At 74.0% G+C, this 19,209-nt stretch carries 18 protein-coding genes and 1 CRISPR repeat array; of the genes, 14 read left to right on the top strand and 4 right to left on the bottom strand.

Going from position 1 to position 19,209, the window contains the following annotated elements:
- Positions 1-35: 35 nt before the first annotated feature.
- From ACFYWL_RS18155 to ACFYWL_RS18135, 5 genes are all read left to right on the top strand, one after another.
- Positions 36-1,292: a hypothetical protein gene (locus ACFYWL_RS18155; protein ID WP_386973934.1), complete on the top strand. Its 1,257-nt coding sequence runs from the start codon at positions 36-38 to the stop codon at positions 1,290-1,292.
- 177 nt (positions 1,293-1,469) lie between these two features.
- Positions 1,470-2,750 (top strand): glycosyltransferase, encoded by a 1,281-nt coding sequence (locus tag ACFYWL_RS18150; protein WP_386973932.1) that lies wholly within the window; start codon positions 1,470-1,472, stop codon positions 2,748-2,750.
- Positions 2,751-2,811: 61 nt separating this feature from the next.
- Positions 2,812-3,675 (top strand): alpha/beta fold hydrolase, encoded by an 864-nt coding sequence (locus ACFYWL_RS18145; RefSeq protein WP_386973929.1) that lies wholly within the window; start codon positions 2,812-2,814, stop codon positions 3,673-3,675.
- A 76-nt stretch (positions 3,676-3,751) separates the two neighbouring features.
- Complete coding sequence (locus tag ACFYWL_RS18140) at positions 3,752-4,381, top strand: hypothetical protein (protein WP_386973926.1); 630 nt, start codon at positions 3,752-3,754, stop codon at positions 4,379-4,381.
- A gap of 107 nt (positions 4,382-4,488) precedes the next feature.
- Positions 4,489-4,884, top strand: a complete 396-nt coding sequence (locus ACFYWL_RS18135) for a hypothetical protein (RefSeq protein ID WP_386973924.1) — start codon at positions 4,489-4,491, stop codon at positions 4,882-4,884.
- On the opposite strand, the gene ACFYWL_RS18130 is transcribed toward ACFYWL_RS18135, so the two are convergent.
- The gene (locus ACFYWL_RS18130; protein WP_386973922.1) at positions 4,868-5,776 is read right to left on the bottom strand and encodes a DUF72 domain-containing protein; all 909 of its coding nucleotides are present in this window, start codon (positions 5,774-5,776) and stop codon (positions 4,868-4,870) included. The two genes, ACFYWL_RS18135 and ACFYWL_RS18130, sit on opposite strands and share 17 nt — an antisense overlap.
- A gap of 129 nt (positions 5,777-5,905) precedes the next feature.
- Between ACFYWL_RS18130 and ACFYWL_RS18125 the strand changes: the two genes are divergently transcribed.
- The 5 genes from ACFYWL_RS18125 to ACFYWL_RS18105 all read left to right on the top strand — a co-directional run bounded on the left by ACFYWL_RS18125 (position 5,906) and on the right by ACFYWL_RS18105 (position 10,783).
- The gene (locus ACFYWL_RS18125) at positions 5,906-6,409 is read left to right on the top strand and encodes a DinB family protein (RefSeq protein ID WP_386973920.1); all 504 of its coding nucleotides are present in this window, start codon (positions 5,906-5,908) and stop codon (positions 6,407-6,409) included.
- Positions 6,410-6,467: 58 nt separating this feature from the next.
- Complete coding sequence (locus ACFYWL_RS18120) at positions 6,468-7,409, top strand: hypothetical protein (RefSeq protein WP_386973917.1); 942 nt, start codon at positions 6,468-6,470, stop codon at positions 7,407-7,409.
- Between the two features lie 116 nt (positions 7,410-7,525).
- Positions 7,526-7,798: direct repeats of the CRISPR family, unit length 28 nt; unit sequence CTCTTCCCCGCACACGCGGGGGTGATCC.
- A gap of 176 nt (positions 7,799-7,974) precedes the next feature.
- Positions 7,975-9,204, top strand: coding sequence for a helix-turn-helix domain-containing protein (locus tag ACFYWL_RS18115; RefSeq protein ID WP_386973914.1), 1,230 nt, complete (start codon positions 7,975-7,977; stop codon positions 9,202-9,204).
- A gap of 219 nt (positions 9,205-9,423) precedes the next feature.
- The gene (locus ACFYWL_RS18110; RefSeq protein ID WP_386973911.1) at positions 9,424-9,594 is read left to right on the top strand and encodes a hypothetical protein; all 171 of its coding nucleotides are present in this window, start codon (positions 9,424-9,426) and stop codon (positions 9,592-9,594) included.
- On the top strand, positions 9,584-10,783 hold the full coding sequence (locus tag ACFYWL_RS18105; RefSeq protein ID WP_386973909.1) for a helix-turn-helix domain-containing protein: 1,200 nt from the start codon (positions 9,584-9,586) through the stop codon (positions 10,781-10,783). Before ACFYWL_RS18110 ends, ACFYWL_RS18105 begins: the two co-directional genes overlap by 11 nt.
- 191 nt (positions 10,784-10,974) lie before the next feature.
- On the opposite strand, the gene ACFYWL_RS18100 is transcribed toward ACFYWL_RS18105, so the two are convergent.
- Both ACFYWL_RS18100 and ACFYWL_RS18095 read right to left on the bottom strand, forming a co-directional pair.
- Complete coding sequence (locus ACFYWL_RS18100) at positions 10,975-13,041, bottom strand: glycogen debranching N-terminal domain-containing protein (RefSeq protein WP_386973906.1); 2,067 nt, start codon at positions 13,039-13,041, stop codon at positions 10,975-10,977.
- The gene (locus tag ACFYWL_RS18095; RefSeq protein WP_386973903.1) at positions 13,038-13,448 is read right to left on the bottom strand and encodes an SCP2 sterol-binding domain-containing protein; all 411 of its coding nucleotides are present in this window, start codon (positions 13,446-13,448) and stop codon (positions 13,038-13,040) included. The genes ACFYWL_RS18100 and ACFYWL_RS18095 overlap by 4 nt, the downstream gene beginning before the upstream one ends.
- Before the next feature lie 214 nt (positions 13,449-13,662).
- Here ACFYWL_RS18095 and ACFYWL_RS18090 point away from each other — a divergent pair, with 214 nt between their 5' ends.
- Entirely contained in the window at positions 13,663-14,712 is a 1,050-nt protein-coding gene (locus ACFYWL_RS18090; RefSeq protein WP_386973901.1) for an NAD(P)-dependent alcohol dehydrogenase, read from the top strand.
- On the opposite strand, the gene ACFYWL_RS18085 is transcribed toward ACFYWL_RS18090, so the two are convergent.
- Entirely contained in the window at positions 14,699-15,211 is a 513-nt protein-coding gene (locus ACFYWL_RS18085) for a DinB family protein (protein WP_386973899.1), read from the bottom strand. The two genes, ACFYWL_RS18090 and ACFYWL_RS18085, sit on opposite strands and share 14 nt — an antisense overlap.
- Positions 15,212-15,304: 93 nt before the next feature.
- Here ACFYWL_RS18085 and ACFYWL_RS18080 point away from each other — a divergent pair, with 93 nt between their 5' ends.
- From ACFYWL_RS18080 to ACFYWL_RS18070, 3 genes are all read left to right on the top strand, one after another.
- On the top strand, positions 15,305-15,820 hold the full coding sequence (locus tag ACFYWL_RS18080) for a 2'-5' RNA ligase family protein (RefSeq protein ID WP_386973896.1): 516 nt from the start codon (positions 15,305-15,307) through the stop codon (positions 15,818-15,820).
- Positions 15,821-16,045: 225 nt separating this feature from the next.
- On the top strand, positions 16,046-16,879 hold the full coding sequence (locus ACFYWL_RS18075) for a glycosyltransferase family 8 protein (protein ID WP_386973893.1): 834 nt from the start codon (positions 16,046-16,048) through the stop codon (positions 16,877-16,879).
- A 26-nt stretch (positions 16,880-16,905) separates the two neighbouring features.
- Positions 16,906-19,194, top strand: coding sequence for an ATP-dependent RecD-like DNA helicase (locus ACFYWL_RS18070; protein WP_386973890.1), 2,289 nt, complete (start codon positions 16,906-16,908; stop codon positions 19,192-19,194).
- Positions 19,195-19,209: the final 15 nt, after the last annotated feature.

The following is a 19,209-nucleotide window of genomic DNA, read 5'->3' as shown; positions in this document are numbered from 1 at the left end:
ACTTTCATATTTCCATGGATGGATGGAGGACGCGCATGTCCGTGTTCCGTCGTACCGCGCTCGCGGCGGTGCTGACCGTCGCGGCGGCGGCGCTGTCGACCGCGGTCCCGCCGGCCGCCCCGGCGGCGGCCGGCCTCCCCACCGCGGCCGTGGCGCTCGGCGACAGCTTCATCAGCGGCGAGGGGGCCGGCTCGTACTCCCCGGTCGTGGACGTCAACGGCGTCAGCCAGGGCTTCCCCGGCTGGGACGCGCCGAACAGCAACGCGTACTTCTGCCACCGCTCCCCCAACGCGTCGCTGTTCCAGGCCGACCTGCCGGGCATCACCGACCGGTTCAACCTGGCCTGCTCGGGCGGCCAGCCGTACGACATCGCCGGGGCCTCGGTCAACCGGGCCAAGGGCCGCTCGGTCGCCTCGCAGCTCGACCAGCTCCGCGCGGTCGCCCGGACCCACGACATCGACCTGGTGCTGGTCGGCCTGGGCTCGAACAACAGCTCGTTCACCTTCGGCAGCGTGGCGGAGAAGTGCGCCAACCGGTTCATCGCCGACGCGTGGACCGGCTGGTGGGAGTTCTGGGCGTACCTGGGCGGGCCGGTGCCGCAGGAGCCGTGCACCGACGCCGACCTGGCCACCTCGGCGCAGCTCAGCGCGGCCACGGCGGAGACCACGGCCGCCGTACGCCAGCTCCTGGCCACCCTCGACCAGATCGACGCCGACGGCCAGCACCGGGTCGTGTTCCAGGACTACACCAACCCGCTGCCGTTCGACCTGGCCTCGAACTACTGGGAGGAGGACGGCCGGGAAGACGACCGGGACAAGTTCCGTGACCTGGGCGCGGAGCGGTACGCGGCCGGTTGCCCGATCCACCGCGCGAGCCTGGCGCCCGGGCATCGCTTCTCCACCGGGCTGGGCACCCTGGTCCGGTCGGTGCGCGACAGCCTGGCCGGCGAGTTCCCGGCCGACGACCTGGTCTACCTGAACGTGCAGCGGGCGTTCGACGGCGCCCGGCTGTGCGAGCAGCCGACCAGCCCGTCGGGGGCGCTCGCCACGCCGATCCGGCTGATGGACGGCCCGAGCGGCAGCTTCGTGACCAGCCTCTCGGGCAAGGACAAGATCGACATTCAGCGGATCGCCAACACCTGCGTGTCGTACTTCCAGACCTGCCAGGAGTCGTGGCACCCGAACGTGGCCGGGCACAAGGCGCTGGGGCGCTGCCTGACCGGCGCGGCCGTCACCGCCAGCCGGGCGGTGGCCTGCGTCCGCGCGGCGGACGGCACGATCACGGTCGGCTGAGGGTGCAAGGAAGGGCCCCTTGTTAACGCATTCGGTTGTACAGGGGACCCTTCCTAACCGCCGCCGGCCCGGCGGGCGGCGCCGAGGACGTGCGGGGCCGCGAAGTAGTCACGAGGCAGGGCGGAGAAGTCGGCGGTCCGCCGGTTAGGCGGCGAGGGCGAGGGTACGGACTCTGCCATGCGCATCGCGATGATCTCGGAGCACGCCAGCCCGCTCGCCGTGCCCGGGGGGCGGGGCACCGGCGGGGAGCACGCCAACGGGCAGGGTGCCGGCGACGGGGCCGCCGGCGGGGAGGGCGCCGGCGGGCAGCGCACCCACGTGGCGGAGCTGGCCGCCGAGCTGACCAGCCAGGGCCACGACGTGCGCGTCTACACCCGCCGCGACTCCCCCGCCCTGCCCGACGCGGTGCCCACCGGCGACGGCTACCAGGTGTGGCACGTGCCGGCGGGCCCGGCCCGCCGGCTGCCCTCCGACGAGCTGCTGCCGCATCTTGGCGAGTTCGGCCGGTGGCTGGCCGCCCAGTGGCGCGACGGCGGCTGGCTGCCCGACGTCGCGCACGCGCACTTCTGGACGAGCGGGCTGGCCACCGTGCACGCCGGACGCCGCGCCGGGGTGCCGGTGGTGCTGACGTACCACGCGCTGGGCGCGGTGGCGGCCCGCCGGCAGCGGGACCCACTGCACGCCGGCCCACCGGGGCGGCTCGGCTACGAGCGCGCCCTCGGCCGGGCGGTGGACCGGGTGGTCGCGCAGTCCCAGGAGGAGGTCGGCGAGCTGGTCCGCCTCGGCGTTCCCCGGTCCCGGATGGCGCTGGTCCCGGCCGGGGTCAACGAGCGGATCTTCCGCCCGGACGGCCCGGTCGCCCCGCGCGACCCGGCCCGCCCGCGCGTGCTCACCGTCGGCCGGATGGTGGAGCGCATGGGGCTCCAGGAGGTCGTCCGGGCGATGCCGGCCGTACCGGACGCCGAGTGCGTGATGGTGGGCGGCCCACCGGCGGAGCTGCTGCCCGCCGACGGCTTCGCCCGCCGGCTGACCGCGCTCGCCGGGTCCTGCGGGGTGGCCGACCGGGTCCGGCTGGTCGGCGCGGTCCCGCGCACGGAGTTCGCCGCCTGGTACCGCTCGGCGGACGTGCTGGTCGCCGCACCCTGGCACGAGCCGTCCGGGTTGATCCCGCTGGAGGGCATGGCCTGCGGGGTGCCGGTGATCGGCACCGACGTGGGCGGCATCGCCGACGCCGTCGTCGACGGCCTCACCGGCGACCTGGTCCCGCCCCGTGACCCGCGCGCGCTGGGCGTGGCCATCCGCCGGCTCCTCGCCGACAACGTGCGCCGCTTCGCGTACGCGACGGCGGCGCTGGACCGGATCCGCAGCCGGTACTCCTGGCGGCGCTGCGCCGAGCAGCTCGCTGCCGTGTACGCGTCGGTGGGCGCCGCCGCCCGGCCCGCACCGGCGATGGCCTGACGAGCCCCCGCACCGCCAACCCTGGCTACCCGCCGGTAGCTTACGGCCGTAGGCTGGGCCGGTGAGCGCGCCCGGGGAATACACGCAGGAGTACGTCGACGTCGACGGGGCCCGGCTCGGGATACAGATATACCCCGAGCCCGACGGGGCCCCCAACGCACCGGTCGTGGTGGTCTGGCCCGCCATGGGGGTACGCGCCCGCTACTACCGCCCCTTCGCCGCGCGCCTGCGGGCCGCCGGCCTCGCCGTGGTCGTCGCCGACCTGCGCGGGACCGGGGAGAGCACGCCCGCGCCGAGCCGCGCCTGCCGCTACGGCTACGCCGAGCTGGCCGCCGACGTGGGCGCGGTGCTGGCGGCGCTGAAGCCCCGGCTGGACGGCCGGCCCACGATCCTGCTGGGGCACTCCCTCGGCGGCCAGGCCGCCCTGCTGCACCTGGCCCTGCACGGCGTCGGCGCGGTGGACGGGCTGGCCCTGGTCGCCGTCGGCGTCCCCTACTGGCGCAACTATCAGGGCCCACGCCGGTTCGGGGTGCTGCCGTACAGCCAGGGGATCGCCGCGACCGCCCGGCTGCTCGGCGTCTGGCCGGGCTGGGGGTTCGGCGGCCGGCAGGCGCGCGGGGTGATCCGGGACTGGGCGCACACCGCCCGCGCCGGCCGCTTCCCCGCCCTGGACGGGGTGGACGTCGAGGCGGCGCTGCGCACGCTGGACGTACCGGTCTTCGCGGTCAGCGTCGACGACGACCAGTACACCCCGCACGCCACCGTGGACCACCTCTGCGGCAAGCTCGCCGCGGCCACCGTCGTGCGCGAGCGCCTCACGGCGGCGCAGGCGGGCGCCCCGCTGGACCACTTCCGCTGGGTACGCGCCAGCGCGCCGGTGGCCGCCCGGGTGGCGGCGTGGGCGGCCGACCTGACAGGGGCGTGACATCGGACGCCCTCCCGGTGCGTACTCGCGCGATCGGCGGGTATGCCGCTGCGCCCGTACGGTGGAAGGGGAGCAGATGTCCGAACGACACACCGCCCTGCGCTCGATGCACGATCTCGGCCTGGCCGCCTGGTTCGGCGGCTCGCTGATGGGGGCGCTCGGCGTCAACGGCGCGGCGGCACAGATCAACGACTCGACCCAGCGGCTTTCGGTGGCCTCCGCCGGATGGTCCCGGTGGACGCCGGTCAACGCGGCGGCGATCGGGGCCCACCTGGCCGGCGCGGTCGGCGAGCTGGCGACCGAGAGTCCCCGCATGCTCACCCAGTCCGGGGTGGGCCGGATAAGCGCGGTGAAGACGGCCCTCACGGTCGGCGCGCTGGCGGTCACCGGCTACAGCCGGCTGCTCGGCATGCGGCTGCAACGGGCCGGCGGCCCCTCGGTCGAGGGGATCACCGAGCCGAACCCGCAGACGCCGGCCGACGTGGCCGCCTACCAGCGGCAGATGAGGCTGCTCCAGTGGACCATTCCCGCGCTCACCGGCGCGCTGGTGGTGGTCACCGCGTACATGAGCGAGCAGCAGAAGCCCGGCCAGGTGTTCCGGGGGATGATCGGCCGGGTCGGCGGGCTGGCGAGCGCGCCGAAGACGATCGGCAAGGTGGCAGCGATGGGCGCGGCCAAGCGCCAGATGGCCATGTCCGGCCGCTGACCGCCCGCCCGCGCGCCGCTTCCGCCCCGCACAGCGCCACAGGCGGGCAGGAGCGGCGCGCGGGCGGGCAACCGGCGCCCGTACCGCACACGACCAGCGAGGTGGCCATGGCCAACAGGGACGCATCGACGCCCGGCGGGGACCGGGGCGGACCCAAGTCCACCACCGGGTGGGGCAGCACCGACGGCTTCGACGCCGACCCGCCCTGGGGCGCCGGGGAGGACTCCCCGATGGACGAGGGCAGCGAGGAGACCGCCGCGCCGCGCGGGGGCCTCGGCGAGCGGCGGGCCGGCGAGCCGGCCGCGCCCACGCCACCGGCGGGACGGCACGGGTTCGGCCCGGTCGAGGAGCGGCCGGCGGCCCCGGCGGGCCCGGGCGCGCCGCCCGACCCCGCGCCGTCGCGGCGCGCCTTCCCCGACGACAGCGCCGACGGTGACCTGCCGGACAACGCCCTGGAGGAGACGACCGGCATGCACCCGGAGGGAATCAGCCGCCGCGGCTGACCCCGGTGGGCGCGAGGGCCGCCCGGCCGAGGAGTTCGACCAGCCGGGCGGCGTCGCGCTGGGCCTGGTCGCCACAGCAGTTGTTGAACAGCACGTGCAGCTCGTCGACGCCGTCGGCCAGCTCGGTCAGCAGCTCCGCCCAGTTGCGCAGCTCCCGCTCGCCGTAGGCGTACCGGAACTTGTCCTGCTTGTCGCCGCTCTCCCACGCCGCGCTGTGGCCGTGGAACCGGACCACGGCCGGGTCTGCGGTGGCGACCAGGATCGGCGGCACCGACGAGGCGAATCCCTGCGGCATGTCCACGCAGACGAAGGAGAGGTCGTGCTCGCGCAGGAGGGTCAGCGTGCGCAGCGCGGCGGCCTCGTCGGCGAACCAGGAGCCGTGCCGCAGCTCGACGCTCACCCGCCAGGGGCGTAGCCGCCCGGCCGTCTCGACGATGCGCCGCTCGGCGGCGGCGCTGCGCGCCAGCCACGGCGGAAACTGCAACAGCACCGCGCCGAGCCGGTCGGCCGCCGCGATCGGCTCCAGCGCCGCGCGGAACCGGCTCCACAGCTCGTCGTACGCCCCGGCGGGCAGGTCCCGGCGGCGCACGCGCGACGGGCCGCCGGCCGGGCGCAGATCCCGGGGCAGCACCGAGACCGGCGTCGGGTGGCCGGTGAAGAGGCTGAACGCCTTGACGTCGAAGGTGAAGCCCGGCGGGGTGGCGGCCACCCACCCGGCGGTGGTCTCCGGCGCGGGCACCGCGTAGTACGAGGTGTCCACCTCGACCAGCCCGAACCGTTCGGCGTAGAAGCCGAGGCGGCCGGCGGGGGTGTTGACGGCGCGCGGATACCACCCGGAGCGCAGCAGCATCTGGTCGGCCCACGAGGACGTGCCCACCCTGATCTCACCCATGTGGATCAGTGGACCGCGCCCCGGGCGGATCGGCAACCGGAGCGGCGGCTGCCCCGGGCTTCGGGTGCGGCGGAGAGTGTCGGTGGGTCCGCATAGGTTGGTGGGGACGTGACCAGGAAGGACGGTGGCATGACCCACACCGAGCAGCTCCGCACCGGCGAGCGGGCCGACCTGTTGCAGGCCCTGCGCCTGCACCGCGGGTTCCTGCGCAGGACCGTGGACGGCATCACCGACGCGCAGGCCGCGCTGCGCAGCACCGTCAGCGAGCTCTGCCTCGGCGGGCTGATCAAGCACGTCGCCCTCACCGAGCAGAGGTGGCTGCGGTTCGCCGTCGACGGTGCCGACGCGATGCGGGCCGACCCGGCGGACTGGTCCGACGGGTTCCGGATGGGCGACGAGACCCTGGCCGCCCTGCTCGACCGCTACGCCCAGGTGGCCGCGACGACCGACGAGCTGGTCGCGACGCTCGACCTGGACGCCGCCCACGCGCTGCCCGCCGCCCCCTGGTTCGAGCCCGGGGCGAGCTGGTCGGTGCGCCGGGTGCTGCTGCACGTGATCGCCGAGACGTCCCAGCACGCCGGGCACGCCGACATCCTCCGCGAGGCCATCGACGGCGCGAAGACGATGGGCTGACTGGCCCGTCCGGTGGTGGTGTGACGCCCGCTCGCCCGATGGCGCTGAGGGACACGAGATGAACGCACACCGGATGGACCAGGAGACCGTCGAGCGCCTGCTCGCCAGCTCCGTCGGCAGCCCCAGCGCCAGCTTGCTCGGCGAGCAGCGGGGCGGCGGCGCGGAGCCGCTGGTCCGGCTCCTAGCGGCGGTCCGCGCCGCTGCCCGCCCCGACGAACTGCGCGGCGAGGGCGCGGCCCTGCACGCGTACCGCCTGGCCCGCACCGGGTCGGCCGCGCCGGTCCGCGCGACCCGGGCCCGACCCACGCTGCTCGCCGGCCTGTTGAGCGCGAAGGCCGCGCTCGCGGCGCTGGCCGTCGCCGCCACCGGCGGGGTCGCGCTCGCCGCCACCCACGGCGCGCTGCCCCAGCCACTCGGCAGGGCGGGCGAACGGGCGGAGGCACCGGCGAGCGGGCAGCCAGCCCCGCCGAGCGGGTCGCCGGGACGCACCGCCGGCTCGCCCGGGGGCGCCCGCGACCCCCGGGTCCCGCCGGCCCCGCTGGTCGTGCTCTGCCACAGCCTGCGCGCCGAGGCCACGGTGGACCGGGCCCTTGCCGAGCCGCGCTACGCGGACCTGGTCGCCGCCGCCGGCGGCCCGGAGCGCGTGCCGAGCTGGTGCGCCGAGGCGGTCGCGCCGTCCTCCACCCCGGCCGCCACCCCGACGCCGACGCCGACGGGTCGACCGGGCGTCGACGGCAGGCCGGACGGGCGGCCCGGCCGTTTCCCGGCCACCCCCTCGCTGCCGGATGGCCCTGGGTCGGGAGGCCCTGGGTCGCCGCGGAATCCCTCGGTGCCGCCGATCCCGTCGATGCCGGCGATCCCGTCGATGCCGGGAACTCCCTCGGTACCGGTGGGCCGACCCGCGCCGGCCGACCGGTCCAGGCCGGCCACCCCGGCGGCCGGTCGGCCCACCGCGGCACCCACCGGCCAGCCCGTCCCGGACACGCCCGACGCAGGGTGACACGGCGAGTTGGCGGTACGGTGTCACCGGTAGGCGGCGACAGGAGCCGGGGGCCCGTGGCCAGGAAAGTGAACGAAATCGGAGATGTTGATCTTCAACGCCCGAGGTCAACAAGCCTCTTCCCCGCACACGCGGGGGTGATCCCCGGACCACCGGCGACGCGGACTGGCCGGACCCCTCTTCCCCGCACACGCGGGGGTGATCCCACGCCGAAGAGCTGCACGAGTCGGACGACGGCGCTCTTCCCCGCACACGCGGGGGTGATCCGGCGGCGGACTTGGTGCCGCCACCCATGAGCAGCTCTTCCCCGCACACGCGGGGGTGATCCGCGCCGGCCGTCGCGAATGCCTCGCCGTCCATGCTCTTCCCCGCACACGCGGGGGTGATCCCTGGCCATCGCCTGCACCGGAGATCGTGTGGGCAGAAGGCTGAGCGATGGCGAACTCAGCACCACCATCCGTGTGCACAGTGTCATCTTCCACTCACTGATTCAGGTACCGTCCGAAGTGGCGACTCGTCTGACGAGGGGCGAGACGACCCCAGTTCGCCTACCCGGGAGGCAGCCATGAACACGACGATCGGTGATCACCTGCGGAAGTTGCGGACGGAGTCCACCCTGACGCAGGAGCGGTTGGCCGAGCGCGCCGGGGTGAGCGTCGAGACGATTCGCAAGCTGGAGCAGAACGAACGGACCAGCGCCCGCATGTCAACCCTGAACAGGCTGGCCACCGCGCTCAGTGTGCCCACGACGGCATTGATGGGGTCCGCCGCGCAGGCACAGGCGATGCGTGAGCCCGACGCCGAACCACTCGGCCTCGTCGACGTCCGACGCGCACTGACCCCAGTATCCGGTCTCGACGGACGTTCGGTGATCGGCGATCCGGAGACCGGCCCACCGACCGCCGCTGACGTTCGCCGCTCCATCCTGACCGCGAACACGATTTACCATGCCAACGACTATGCGGCCGCGCTCGGACTGATTCCTGGTCTGCTGGACGAGGCCCGGGCACTTGTCGGGTTGACCGACGGCGACGAACGGTTGATTGCTCACGCGCTCGCGTCCCGGGCTCACCAGTTGGCCGGTCGGCTGCTCATTCAGCTACGCCGCCTGGACCTCGCGCATGTCGCCCTCGCCTCGGCCCTCGACCACGCGCGTCACAGTGGCGACCAGATGGTGGGTGCCGCAGCGGTCGCACCGATGTGTTGGCTGCTGCTGCGGCAGGCCCGGTTCGCGGAGGCGGAGGCCCTCGCGGTCCGCACAGCGGATCAGGTCGAGCCGAGGCTGTCCACTGCCTCACCTGCCGAACTCGCCGCGTGGGGATTCCTGCTAATGAAGGGCGCGTCGGCGGCCGTTCGGGACGCCAGGCACACCGACGCCCGGGACATGCTCGACCTGGCGGCAGCCGGAGCGCACCGGCTCGGCGACCGGCCGAGCCCAGACGCCGACATCACCGGAAACGACTACTCCGCCGAGGGCGTACACCTGATGCGGGTGGAAGCGGCAGTGATCGCTGGCCGCCCGGACGAGGCTTTGACCCTGGCACGGCAGGTGCCACAGTCTCCGCAGGTTACCCCCTCGTCCCGACAGCGGCACCGCTTGGATGTCGCGCATTCCCATGTCCAGACCGGCGCGTACGCCGAGGCAACCAGCGTGCTGATGGACCTGCGGGAGCGGGCACCAGCCTGGCTCCGGCAGCAGCGGTACGCCCGGGATATCGTCCAGTCGATCGCCGAAAAGCGTCGGCGAGCGATGACCAAGGAGCTCGCCGAGCTGACGTCCCTGGTCGGCGCGTAGTCGCACGCGGCGTACGACCTCCCTCGACAGGTTATTTACCGTGGTCGGTCGCGTACCTGGGTTCAACGATGCCGCGTCGTAAGCATTGAGTCACAGGGAGCGACCGATGCGGGGCTTGACCTAACCGGTTTCGCCGCGAGCCGCGCCCCTTCAACTGGTGCGACGGCGATTGGTCCTTCCAAGAGCGCCGCCGTCGCGCCCCCTTCGGAAGGATGTCAGGTGGGCGACGGTACGCAGGGTGAGTCCACGCAGGGTCGGGGCGAGCAGATCGAGGAGGCGGAGCGGGAGGCCGCCCGGCAGCGGATCCTCGCGCAGGCCGAGGCGGAGCGGATACCGGTGGAGGAGACGACCCGGGCGGTGCCGGATCGACGGTGGCGTCGTGGGCGGTGAGGGTCTGCCGCCGGGTCGGCGGGTAGCGCAGTGGCGGGTTCGGCGCGGGTTGACGCAGCAGTTGCTGGCCGACCGGTTGGGCAAGTCGAAGAGCTGGGTGGACAAGGTCGAACGGGGTGTCCGCGCCCTGGACAAGGTGTCCACGCTCCAGGAGCTCGCCGCCGCCCTGCGCGTCGACGCTTCGGTGCTGCTGGGCCGCGACATCCAGCCGGTCGAGGTGACCGAGCGTGTCGAGGGCGTCGAGCGCATCCGGGCGGCGCTGTCGACGTACGACGTCGCGCTCGGCAAGCCAGCCGGTGGTGGTCCGGTCCTGCCGGCCGACCGGCTGTCCCTGGACGTCGCCCACGTGTGGATCACGTTCCAGTATGCCCGGTATCCGCAGGTATTGACGTTGGTGCCGGGTCTATTGGCGGCTGCGCAGCGGGCTCACGCCGACGATCAGGTGTCGGGGCGGGCAGTGCTGGTGGAGGCGTACCGGGTGACCGCCTCGCTGCTGGTGAAGCTCGGCGAGGGTGAGCTGGGCTGGCTGGCCGCCGACCGGGCGGTGACCGCCGCTTCGGGTGAACCGCTGTTGCTGGCGGCTGCCTGTGTGCAGCTCGGCGAGGTACTGCGCGCCTGCGGGCGGGCAGGCGCGGCAAAGTCGGTGGCGTTGGCCGCGGCGTACCGGATCGCTCCGGCCGACCCCGACGACGGCAGCCCGGCGGAGCTGTCGTTGTGCGGGACGCTGCTCGTGCAGGCCGCCCTCGCGGCGGCGTGCCTCGGTGACCATCGTGCCGCCGCCGACCTGCTCGACGAGGCCGCCGATCTGGCGGCGCGGGTGGGCGACGGCCACGACCACCACCGGACGGCGTTCGGGCCCACCGTGGTCGACCTGGCCCGCGCCGCCGCAGCCGTCGAGCTGGGCGCGGCCCGCGACGCGGTCGCCTGGCACGAGAAGACGGTCAGGCGGAACGCCTGGCGGTGGCTGCCACCCGAGCACCGCGCCGCGCACCTGCTCGACGCGGCGCAGGCGTACCTGCGCACCGACGACCCGCGCGGAGCCGGCCGGGTGCTGCTCGACGCCGAACGCACCGCCCCGGCCGAACTGCGCCACCGCCCCGCCGCCCGGCAGGTGATCGCCCAGGTGACCCGTGCCCCGCACGCCCCGGCCACCCTGATCCACCTGGCCCTCACCCTAGGCGTGACCTGACCCCACCCCGCTCCCACGTCGGTGATCAAGAGGTTTGCGTCATCGGAAAGATCAAAGTTGACGCTTTCCTCTTGATCACCGAGGCGAACGGGCGGGGCCGAGGCGGGTGGGCCAGGCCGAGGCGGATGGGCCAGGCCGAGGCGAACGGGCCAGGCCGAGGCGCACGGGCGGGGCCGAGGCGCGTCGGGGGTTCAGCCGAGGCGGGGGCGGCGGCCATGGCCAGCCAGGGCCCGGTCCCGGCCGTACGCGTCGGCGTGCCCCCAGCGGCCCGGGATGTCGAGCAGTTCGACCCGCCCGAAGCCCCTCGGCAACGCCGGGTTGACCAGCAGGTTGTCCCCGCAGGGCGACAGCCCGAGGACGGTGCCGAGCAGCATCAGCAGCGCCCCCGACGACCACGACTGGGGTCGGCCGGCGTGCGGAAGCTGGACCGGGTACCGGGTGACGTCGCGGGGGTAGCCGGCGATGACCTCCGGCACCGGGCTGCCCAGCGTCCGCACCACGCCGAAGATGCCGGCGGCGATCCGGGCCGCCGCCTCGTCGTGGCCGTAACGGCGCAGTCCGGCCGCGATGATCGCGTTGTCCGACGGCCACACCGCGCCGAGGTGCGCGCCGACCGGGTTGTACACCCGCTGTCCGTCGGCCAGGGTGCGCACCCCCCAGCCGGAGAACATCCGTGGCCCGACGAGGTGCTGGGCGACCGCCTCGGCGCGCTTCTCGTCGACGATGCCGCTCCACAGCAGGTGTCCCATGTTGGAGGCGAGCGCGTCGACCGGCTCGCCGTCCGGCCCCAGGGCCAGCGCGTAGTAGTCCCGGTGCGGGAGCCAGAAGTCCCGGTTGAACCGCGCCTTCAGCTCCGCCGCCTCCCGTTCCAGCCGGTCGGCGTACGCCGGATCGTCCCAGAACTCGCGGGCCAGGCGCGCGCCGCGCCGCTTCGCGTCGTACGCGTAGCCCTGCACCTCGCAGGTGGCGCGGGGCAACCCCGGCTCCCGGCCGTCGGCGTCGACGATCGCGCCGGGCGAGTTCTTCCAGCACTGGTTGACCAGCCCGGTGCGGGTGTTGCGCCGCTGGTAGCGCACGTAACCGTCGCCGAGGATGTCTCCGTACTCGTCGATCCAGTCCAACGCCATCCGGGCGGGATGGCGCAGCTCACGCACCAGGTCCGCGTCGCCGGACCAGCGCTCGTACTCGTCGAGCAGGATCACGAACAGCGGCGTGGTGTCGGCCGCGCTGTAGTGCAGGTAGGTGGGTTCCTCGCCGAAGACCGCGTTCTCGCCGTAGCGGTACTCCGCGACGATCTTGCCGGGCTCCTCCTCGCGGTGGTCGTCGAGCCGGCCGCCCTGGCCGAGGGCGAGCAGCCGCAGCGTGGGCGGGGTCAGCTCCGGGGTGAACGGCAGCGTCTCCAGGCAGGTGATCAGGGCGTCCCGCCCGTACAGCGCCATGGCCCACGGCAGGCCGCCCACCGGCACCTTGCCCCGGATCGACAGCGGCGTGTACCGCAGCGCGGCGAGGCCGGCGAGGCTTTCCTCGTACGCCTCGCGGAGCCCGTCGTGCTCGGCGACCAGCTTCGGGGCGCTCTCGTGCCAGCGGCGCAGGTCCTCGCGCATGTCCCGGCGGATCTGCTCGCGGTGGGCCTCCAGGCTGGCCCGCAGGTCCCGGGCCTCCGCCCCCCGAATGATCATGTCGATGCGCAGGTCGGTCGTCCACGAGCCGTTCGGGGGGACCCGGACCCGGAAGGTCATCCCGCCGGCGTCCACCTCCACGGGGGCGGTGGACGAGACGACGGTCTCGCGGGCGAACCGCTCCCGCTGGTAGCAGAGCCGGAGCTCCCCCTCGGCCGGCATCGGGACGGCGACGACCCGCCGCGCCCTCGGCTCCTTGATCTCGGCGGTGTCGGCGAAGTCCGAGGCGATCTCCATGCGCACCGTGTAGTCTGCCGGCTCCACCGAGTGGTTGAGCACGACGATCCGTTCGTGGAAGCTGTCCTCGATGGACCGGTGCCGGATCACCGAGACGTCGGCGTCGACGTAGTGGCTCGCCGCGCCGGGAACCAGCACGAACCTGGTCTCGAAGTACGTCATCTCGTCGCGGGACAGCGCCTTCAGCCGCTTCCCGTCGATGGTGAGCACCCAGCGCGACAGGAACCGGGTGTCGAACGAGAAGAGGCCGATGGGCGCGCGCGGGTCGGGCGTCATGTCGCCCTGCGCGTCGCTGACCGCGAAGGAGTTGCCGGTCAGCACGTTGACCAGCTCCTGCTTCACCGCCGCTCACCCCGCTGCGACGCCGGCGTACGGTGCGTGGCGGCTGCCGTGACCGCCACCTCCCGGGGGTGGCGGGCGTCGGGCGGGCCGGGGAACAGCCGCCGCAGCAGCATCAGCAGCCGCAGGTCCCCCTGGGCGGTGACATCGTTGCGGACCAGTGCCGCGCCGATGTGAGTGCCTTCGGCGACGATCCGGTCGAACACCGCCCGGTCCCCCGCGACGACGAGGTCCGCCGCCTCCGCCGACCGGCTCACCCCCACCCGCTGGTCACCGATGGTGAGGAACCAGTGGTCGGTGCTGCCGTCGTCGCGGATGTCGAGGCGCACCGTGCCGTTGGTGGTCTCCGGCAGGTCCTCGTGGCGGCCCCCGACCCAGCTGGCCAGGTAGTCCGCGGCGGATGTGGTCATCAGCCCTCCCTCCCGGACGACACGGGTCGTTTCCCGGACCATCCCCGTTCGACGGGTGATCCCGGCTCACCCGGTCCGGGTGAATCCCGGCCGGGGCGTCCGGGCCCGGGCGCGGTGGCGACCGTTTGACCCGGGCGCGGTGGCGACTGTTTGCCCGGACGCCGAACGGGCACGCCGACGGCTACAGAGCCGATCGACGGAACAGGAGAGACCCATGCGCGCGCTGCGGTTGCCGGGCTGGAAGTCGGAACCCGAGCTGGTCGAGGTGGCCGAACCCACCGCCGGTCCCGGTCAGGTGGTGGTGCGGATCGGCGGGGCGGGCGCCTGCCACTCCGATCTGCACCTGATGCACGATTTCGAGGCCGGGACGGTGCCCTGGAACCCGCCGTTCACCCTCGGCCACGAGAACGCCGGCTGGGTCCACGACCTCGGCGCCGGGGTGACCGGCCTGGAGGTCGGCCAGCCCGTGGCGGTCTACGGCCCGTGGGGCTGCGGCACCTGCGCCCGCTGCCGGGTGGGCGTCGACCCGTACTGCGAGAACCCGGCCGCCGCGCCGGTGCCCGGCGGGGGCGGCGGCCTGGGCCTGGACGGCGGCATGGCCGAGTACGAGCTGGTTCCCGACGCCCGGCACGTCGTGCCGCTGCCGGAGGGGCTGGACCCGCTGCACGCCGCGCCGCTGACCGACGCGGGCCTCACCCCGTACCACGCGATCCGCCGGTCGTGGCACAAGCTGCCGCCCGGCAGCACCGCGGTGGTGATCGGCGTCGGCGGCCTCGGCCACGTCGGCGTGCAGATCCTCAAGGCCACCACGGCGGCCCGCGTCATCGCCGTGGACACCCGCCCCGAGGCGCTCAAGCTGGCCGAGGAGTACGGGGCCGACCTGACGCTGGTCTCCGGCGAGGCGACCGCGCAGGAGATCCGTGGGGCCACCCCCGGCGGGCGGGGCGCGGACGTGGTCCTCGACTTCGTCGGTGCCGACGCCACGCTGCGGCTCGGCGCGGCTGCGGCCCGTACGGTCGGGGACCTCACCATCGTCGGCATCGCCGGCGGCACGCTGCCGGTGTCGTTCTTCTCCGTGCCCTACGAGGTGAGCATCCAGACCACCTACTGGGGCAGCCGGCCGGAGCTGATCGAGGTGCTCGACCTGGGCGCCCGGGGTCTGGTGCGGCCGAAGACGACCACGTTCTCCCTGGACGAGGCGGTCGACGCCTACCGGAAGCTACAGGACGGCTCCGTGGAGGGTCGCGCGGTCATCGTCCCGTGAGCAGCAGGCCGCGCACGTAGGCGGCCTGGCCCACGTGCTGGAGGTCGTCCTCGGCGACGCTGACCAGCCGGACCCCGAGGGTGACCGGCGGGTCCCACGCCTCGTCGACCACCCGGTCCAGGTCCGCCGGCCGCAGCCCGGCCAGGAACCCGCGGGTCCGCTCCGCGACGGCGTCGTGGTAGTCGACGAGCGCCCGGGCGCTCTCCGGCGCGACGGCCGCGACCTGGTCCGGGGTGTGCGCGTAGCCGGTGTCCTCCGGGTCGGCGGCGAGCCCGAACCGGGCCGCCCAGTCGCCGGTGGCCCAGACCTGCTCGGCGTCGAGCAGGTCGGCCACGTGGTGGTCCTGCACCCGGGTCAGGTGCCACACCAGCCAGCCCACCGGGTTCGCCCCGGGTGCCGGCGCGCGCCGTAGCTGCTCCGGGGACAGGCCGTCGACCGCGCCGCGGACCAGCGCGGGCAGCCGGCCGTAGGTCTCGGTCAGTACCTCGCTGATCTCCACGCGCTCCTCCTCGGCCGGGTCCGCGGTCCCCTCGCCAGTACCGCACGGGCGGGCGATCAAACCTCGCCGCCGGCCCGGCCCTAGGGTGTTCGGGTGGTCGCCGCGCTGGAGCTGTATCTCGACACCGACGCCACCCGGCGGATCCGGGTGCTGTGGGACGCGTTGGAGTCCGAGGGCGTGCAGAGCATGCGTAGCCTGCTGGATCGGCGGCACCGGCCGCACGTGTCGCTCGCGGTGGCCCCGCGGCTGGACCCGGACCAGGTGGCCGACGCCCTGGCCGGGACGACGGTGGCGGTGCCGCTGCGGCTGTCGTTCCAGCACGCCGGGCAGTTCGTCGGCCGGGTGCTCTGGCTGGGGCCGTCGCCCACGGCCGACCTGCTGGCCCACCAGGCGCTCGTGCACGACCGGCTCGCCGCCGCCGGGGTCGGGTTGGCCGAGCACTACCGGCCGGGGCGTTGGGTGCCGCACTGCACGCTGTCGATGCGCGTGCCCAACGCCCTGATGGCCGCCGCGGTGCGGCGCTGCCTGGAGGTGCTGCCGCTGGAGGCGACGGTGGTCGGCGCGGCGGTCACCGACCATGCCCGGGACATCTGCCGGCCGCTGCCCTGACCGGTGAGGCAACGACGCGCAGCTATGCGAGGAGTCCTCACAGACCGTGCGCGCCCGGCCAAGTCCAGCACTTAAGGATGATTCAGGGGTCAATTCTGGGGTCGATTGATCCCACCACGCCCGAACCAAATTACGGGTTATTGAATGCGCAGTTTCCTTGCCGAAGGCGCAATTCGCTACTTACATTTCACGGAGTTTACGCTCAGCCTGTGCGGAGGAGAGCACGTGGAACTCACATTGACCTTTGACGCCGCGTATGCGGCCCATGCGGCGGTCGTCATGTCGTCCGTCGCCGAGTCGAACCCGGGCCAGCCGGTCCGCTACTGGCTCATCGCGGCCGACGACGTCAGCCCCTCGGCGCGCGCCGCCCTGACCCGGGCGGCCGGGCCGGACGCCACCGTCGAGTACCTGCGGGTGGACGCCTCCGTGATGGACCTGCCGAAGGGCAGCGACCCCGTGATGGCGTACCTGTCCCCGGCCATGTACCTGCGTCTGCTGGTCCCGGCCGCGCTTCCCGACGAGGTGCGGCGGGTGCTCTACCTGGACTGCGACACGATGTGCACGAACAGCCTGGCCCCGCTGTTCGACGTGGACCTGGGCGGCGCCCCGCTGGGCGCGGTCCGGGACCCGTTCAACCGGCGGCTGCTCGACATGGGTGGCATACCCGGCCTGTCCGACTACCGCGACCTCGACCCCTACGCCCTCTACTTCAACTCCGGCGTGCTGCTCATCGACGTGCCCCGGTGGAAGGAGTGCGAGGTCACCGAGAAGTCGCTGGCGTACCTCGCCCGGCACGCCCACGAGTCGCGCTACCCGGACCAGGACGCCCTCAACTACGCCGTGTACGGCAACTGGCTGCGGCTACCCCGGCAGTGGAACGATCTGATGGCGTGGCGGCTGGAGCCCGAGTTCGGCGGGAAGCTGTCCGACTCGGCGGTCATCCACCCGGCCGGGCCGATCAAGCCGTGGCAGCCCGGCTTCCCGAAGGGGGCCCGGCGGGACCTGTACTGGCGGCACCGCCGCCGCACCGGCGGGCTGGTCGCCACCACGCGCCGCTGACGGGACGTTCTGCCATCATCGTCACGATGTCCGCCACCCCATCCGCGCCGGCCGCCGCGCTGGCCGCCGCCCGCGCAGCCGCACCCACGGCCGGCCCCGACGCGCCCGCGCGCGGCGCCGTGCTCGAAGCGGTGCTGGAACGCGTCACGTACGTGAACGAGGAGACCGGGTACACCATCGCCCGCGTCGCCACCGACCGCTCCGGCGACGACCTGCTCACCGTGGTCGGCACGCTGCCCGGCGCGCAGCCCGGCGAGCGGCTGCGGCTGGTCGGCCGGTGGGGTTCCCACCCGAAGTACGGGCGGCAGTTCGAGGTGCACCAGTGCACCACCGTCCTGCCGGCGACCGTGCAGGGCATCGAGCGCTACCTGGGGTCGGGCCTGATCAAGGGCATCGGCCCGAAGATGGCGGCCCGGATCGTGGCCGCCTTCGGCGTGGACACGCTGCGGATCATCGAGGAGGAACCGGGCCGGCTGGTCGAGGTGCACGGCCTCGGCCGCAAGCGCACCGCCGCGATCGGCGCGGCCTGGCAGGAGCAGAAGGCCATCAAGGAGGTGATGGTCTTCCTCCAGGGCGTCGGGGTCTCCACCTCGCACGCCGTGCGCATCTTCAAGCAGTACGGCGACGAGTCCATCGCCGTCGTGCGCGACGACCCGTACCGGCTCGCCGCCGACGTGTGGGGCATCGGGTTCCGCACCGCCGACAACATCGCCAAGGCGGTGGGCATCCCCCACGACAGCCCCCAGCGGATCCGCGCCGGCATCCGCTACACGCTCTCCGAGGCCGCCGACGGCGGGCACTGCTACCTGCCCGAGCCGAACCTGGTCGCCGACGCCGCGACGATCCTGGAGGTGCCGGCGGACCTGGTCGCCGCCGGCCTGGCCGACCTCGTGGCGGCCTCCGACGGCGTGGTCGGCGAGGCGGTGCCGAACCCGAGCAGCGAGGGGGCCGTCATCCCGGCCGTCTACCTGACGCCGTTCCACCGGGCCGAGTCGGCCCTCGCGGCGAGCCTGGTCCGGCTGCTGACCGACCGGGTGGACCGGATGCCGGCCTTCGCGGGCGTGGACTGGGGCCGGGCGCTGGCCTGGCTGAAGGCCCGCACGGGGGCGGAGCTGGCCCCCGAGCAGGAGCAGGCCGTACGGCTGGCGCTGACCTCGAAGGTCGCCGTGCTGACCGGCGGCCCCGGCTGCGGCAAGTCGTTCACCGTCCGGTCGATCATCGAGCTGGCGGCGGCGAAGAAGGCAAAGATCGTGCTGGCCGCGCCGACCGGCCGCGCGGCGAAGCGGCTCACCGAGCTGACCGGCCACCCGGCGACCACCGTGCACCGGCTGCTCCAGCTGCGCCCCGGCGGGGACGCCACCTTCGACCGGGACAACCCGGTCGACGCCGACCTGATGGTGGTCGACGAGGCGTCCATGCTGGATCTGATCCTGGCCAACAAGCTGGTCAAGGCGGTGCCGCCCGGCGCGCACCTGCTGCTGGTCGGCGACGTCGACCAGTTGCCCTCGGTCGGCGCGGGCGAGGTGCTGCGCGACGTGCTCGCCGCCGAGACCGTGGCCAGGGTCCGGCTCACCCGCATCTTCCGGCAGGCGCAGGAGTCGGGCGTGGTGGTCAACGCGCACCGGATCAACGCCGGCCAGGCCCCGGTGTTCGGCGAGCACCCCGACTTCTTCCTCTTTCCCAGCGACGAGCCCGAGGTCACCGCCGAGCAGGTGGTCGACATCGTGACCCGCCGGATCCCGCGCCGGTTCGGTCTGCGCCCGCGCGACGTGCAGGTGCTCACCCCGATGCTGCGCGGGCCGGCCGGGGCCGGGAACCTCAACACCCTGCTCCAGCAGGCGATCGCCCCGCACCGCGAGGACGCGCCGGAGCGGCGGCACGGCGGCCGGGTCTTCCGGGTCGGCGACAAGGTCATCCAGGTCCGCAACAACTACGACAAGGGCGCGGCCGGGGTGTTCAACGGCACCGTCGGCGTGGTGACGGCCCTGGACCTCGACGACCAGAGCCTGACCGTCCGCACCGACGAGGACGAGGACATCGGGTACGAGTTCCACGAGCTCGACGAGCTCCAGCACGCGTACGCCATCACGGTGCACCGGTCGCAGGGCAGCGAGTATCCGGCGGTGGTGGTGCCGGTGACCATGGGCGCGTACACGATGTTGCAGCGCAACCTGCTCTACACCGCCGTCACCCGGGCCCGGAAGCTGGTCGTGCTGGCCGGTTCGCGCAAGGCGCTGGCCATCGCGGTGCGTACGGCCGGCACCGGTCGCCGGCACACGGCGCTGACCCACCGGCTCTCCCCCGACCGGCCCTGACCCGCCGGCAGCCGG

The organism is Micromonospora sp. NPDC002575, from assembly GCF_042889525.1.
In the GTDB taxonomy this organism is placed as follows: Bacteria; Actinomycetota; Actinomycetes; order Mycobacteriales; family Micromonosporaceae; genus Micromonospora; species Micromonospora carbonacea.
This window is presented reverse-complemented; position numbering and strand designations above follow the sequence as displayed.

Bases quoted from the DNA above. Each gene is read 5' to 3' on its own strand.
- ACFYWL_RS18155 (WP_386973934.1), top strand. From the start codon at position 36: ATGTCCGTGTTCCGTCGTACCGCGCTCGCGGCGGTGCTGACCGTCGCG.
- ACFYWL_RS18150 (WP_386973932.1), top strand. From the start codon at position 1,470: ATGCGCATCGCGATGATCTCGGAGCACGCCAGCCCGCTCGCCGTGCCC.
- ACFYWL_RS18140 (WP_386973926.1), top strand. From the start codon at position 3,752: ATGTCCGAACGACACACCGCCCTGCGCTCGATGCACGATCTCGGCCTG.
- ACFYWL_RS18135 (WP_386973924.1), top strand. From the start codon at position 4,489: ATGGCCAACAGGGACGCATCGACGCCCGGCGGGGACCGGGGCGGACCC.
- ACFYWL_RS18130 (WP_386973922.1), bottom strand. From the start codon at position 5,776: ATGGGTGAGATCAGGGTGGGCACGTCCTCGTGGGCCGACCAGATGCTG.
- ACFYWL_RS18125 (WP_386973920.1), top strand. From the start codon at position 5,906: ATGACCCACACCGAGCAGCTCCGCACCGGCGAGCGGGCCGACCTGTTG.
- ACFYWL_RS18120 (WP_386973917.1), top strand. From the start codon at position 6,468: ATGAACGCACACCGGATGGACCAGGAGACCGTCGAGCGCCTGCTCGCC.
- ACFYWL_RS18115 (WP_386973914.1), top strand. From the start codon at position 7,975: ATGAACACGACGATCGGTGATCACCTGCGGAAGTTGCGGACGGAGTCC.
- ACFYWL_RS18095 (WP_386973903.1), bottom strand. From the start codon at position 13,448: ATGACCACATCCGCCGCGGACTACCTGGCCAGCTGGGTCGGGGGCCGC.
- ACFYWL_RS18090 (WP_386973901.1), top strand. From the start codon at position 13,663: ATGCGCGCGCTGCGGTTGCCGGGCTGGAAGTCGGAACCCGAGCTGGTC.
- ACFYWL_RS18070 (WP_386973890.1), top strand. From the start codon at position 16,906: ATGTCCGCCACCCCATCCGCGCCGGCCGCCGCGCTGGCCGCCGCCCGC.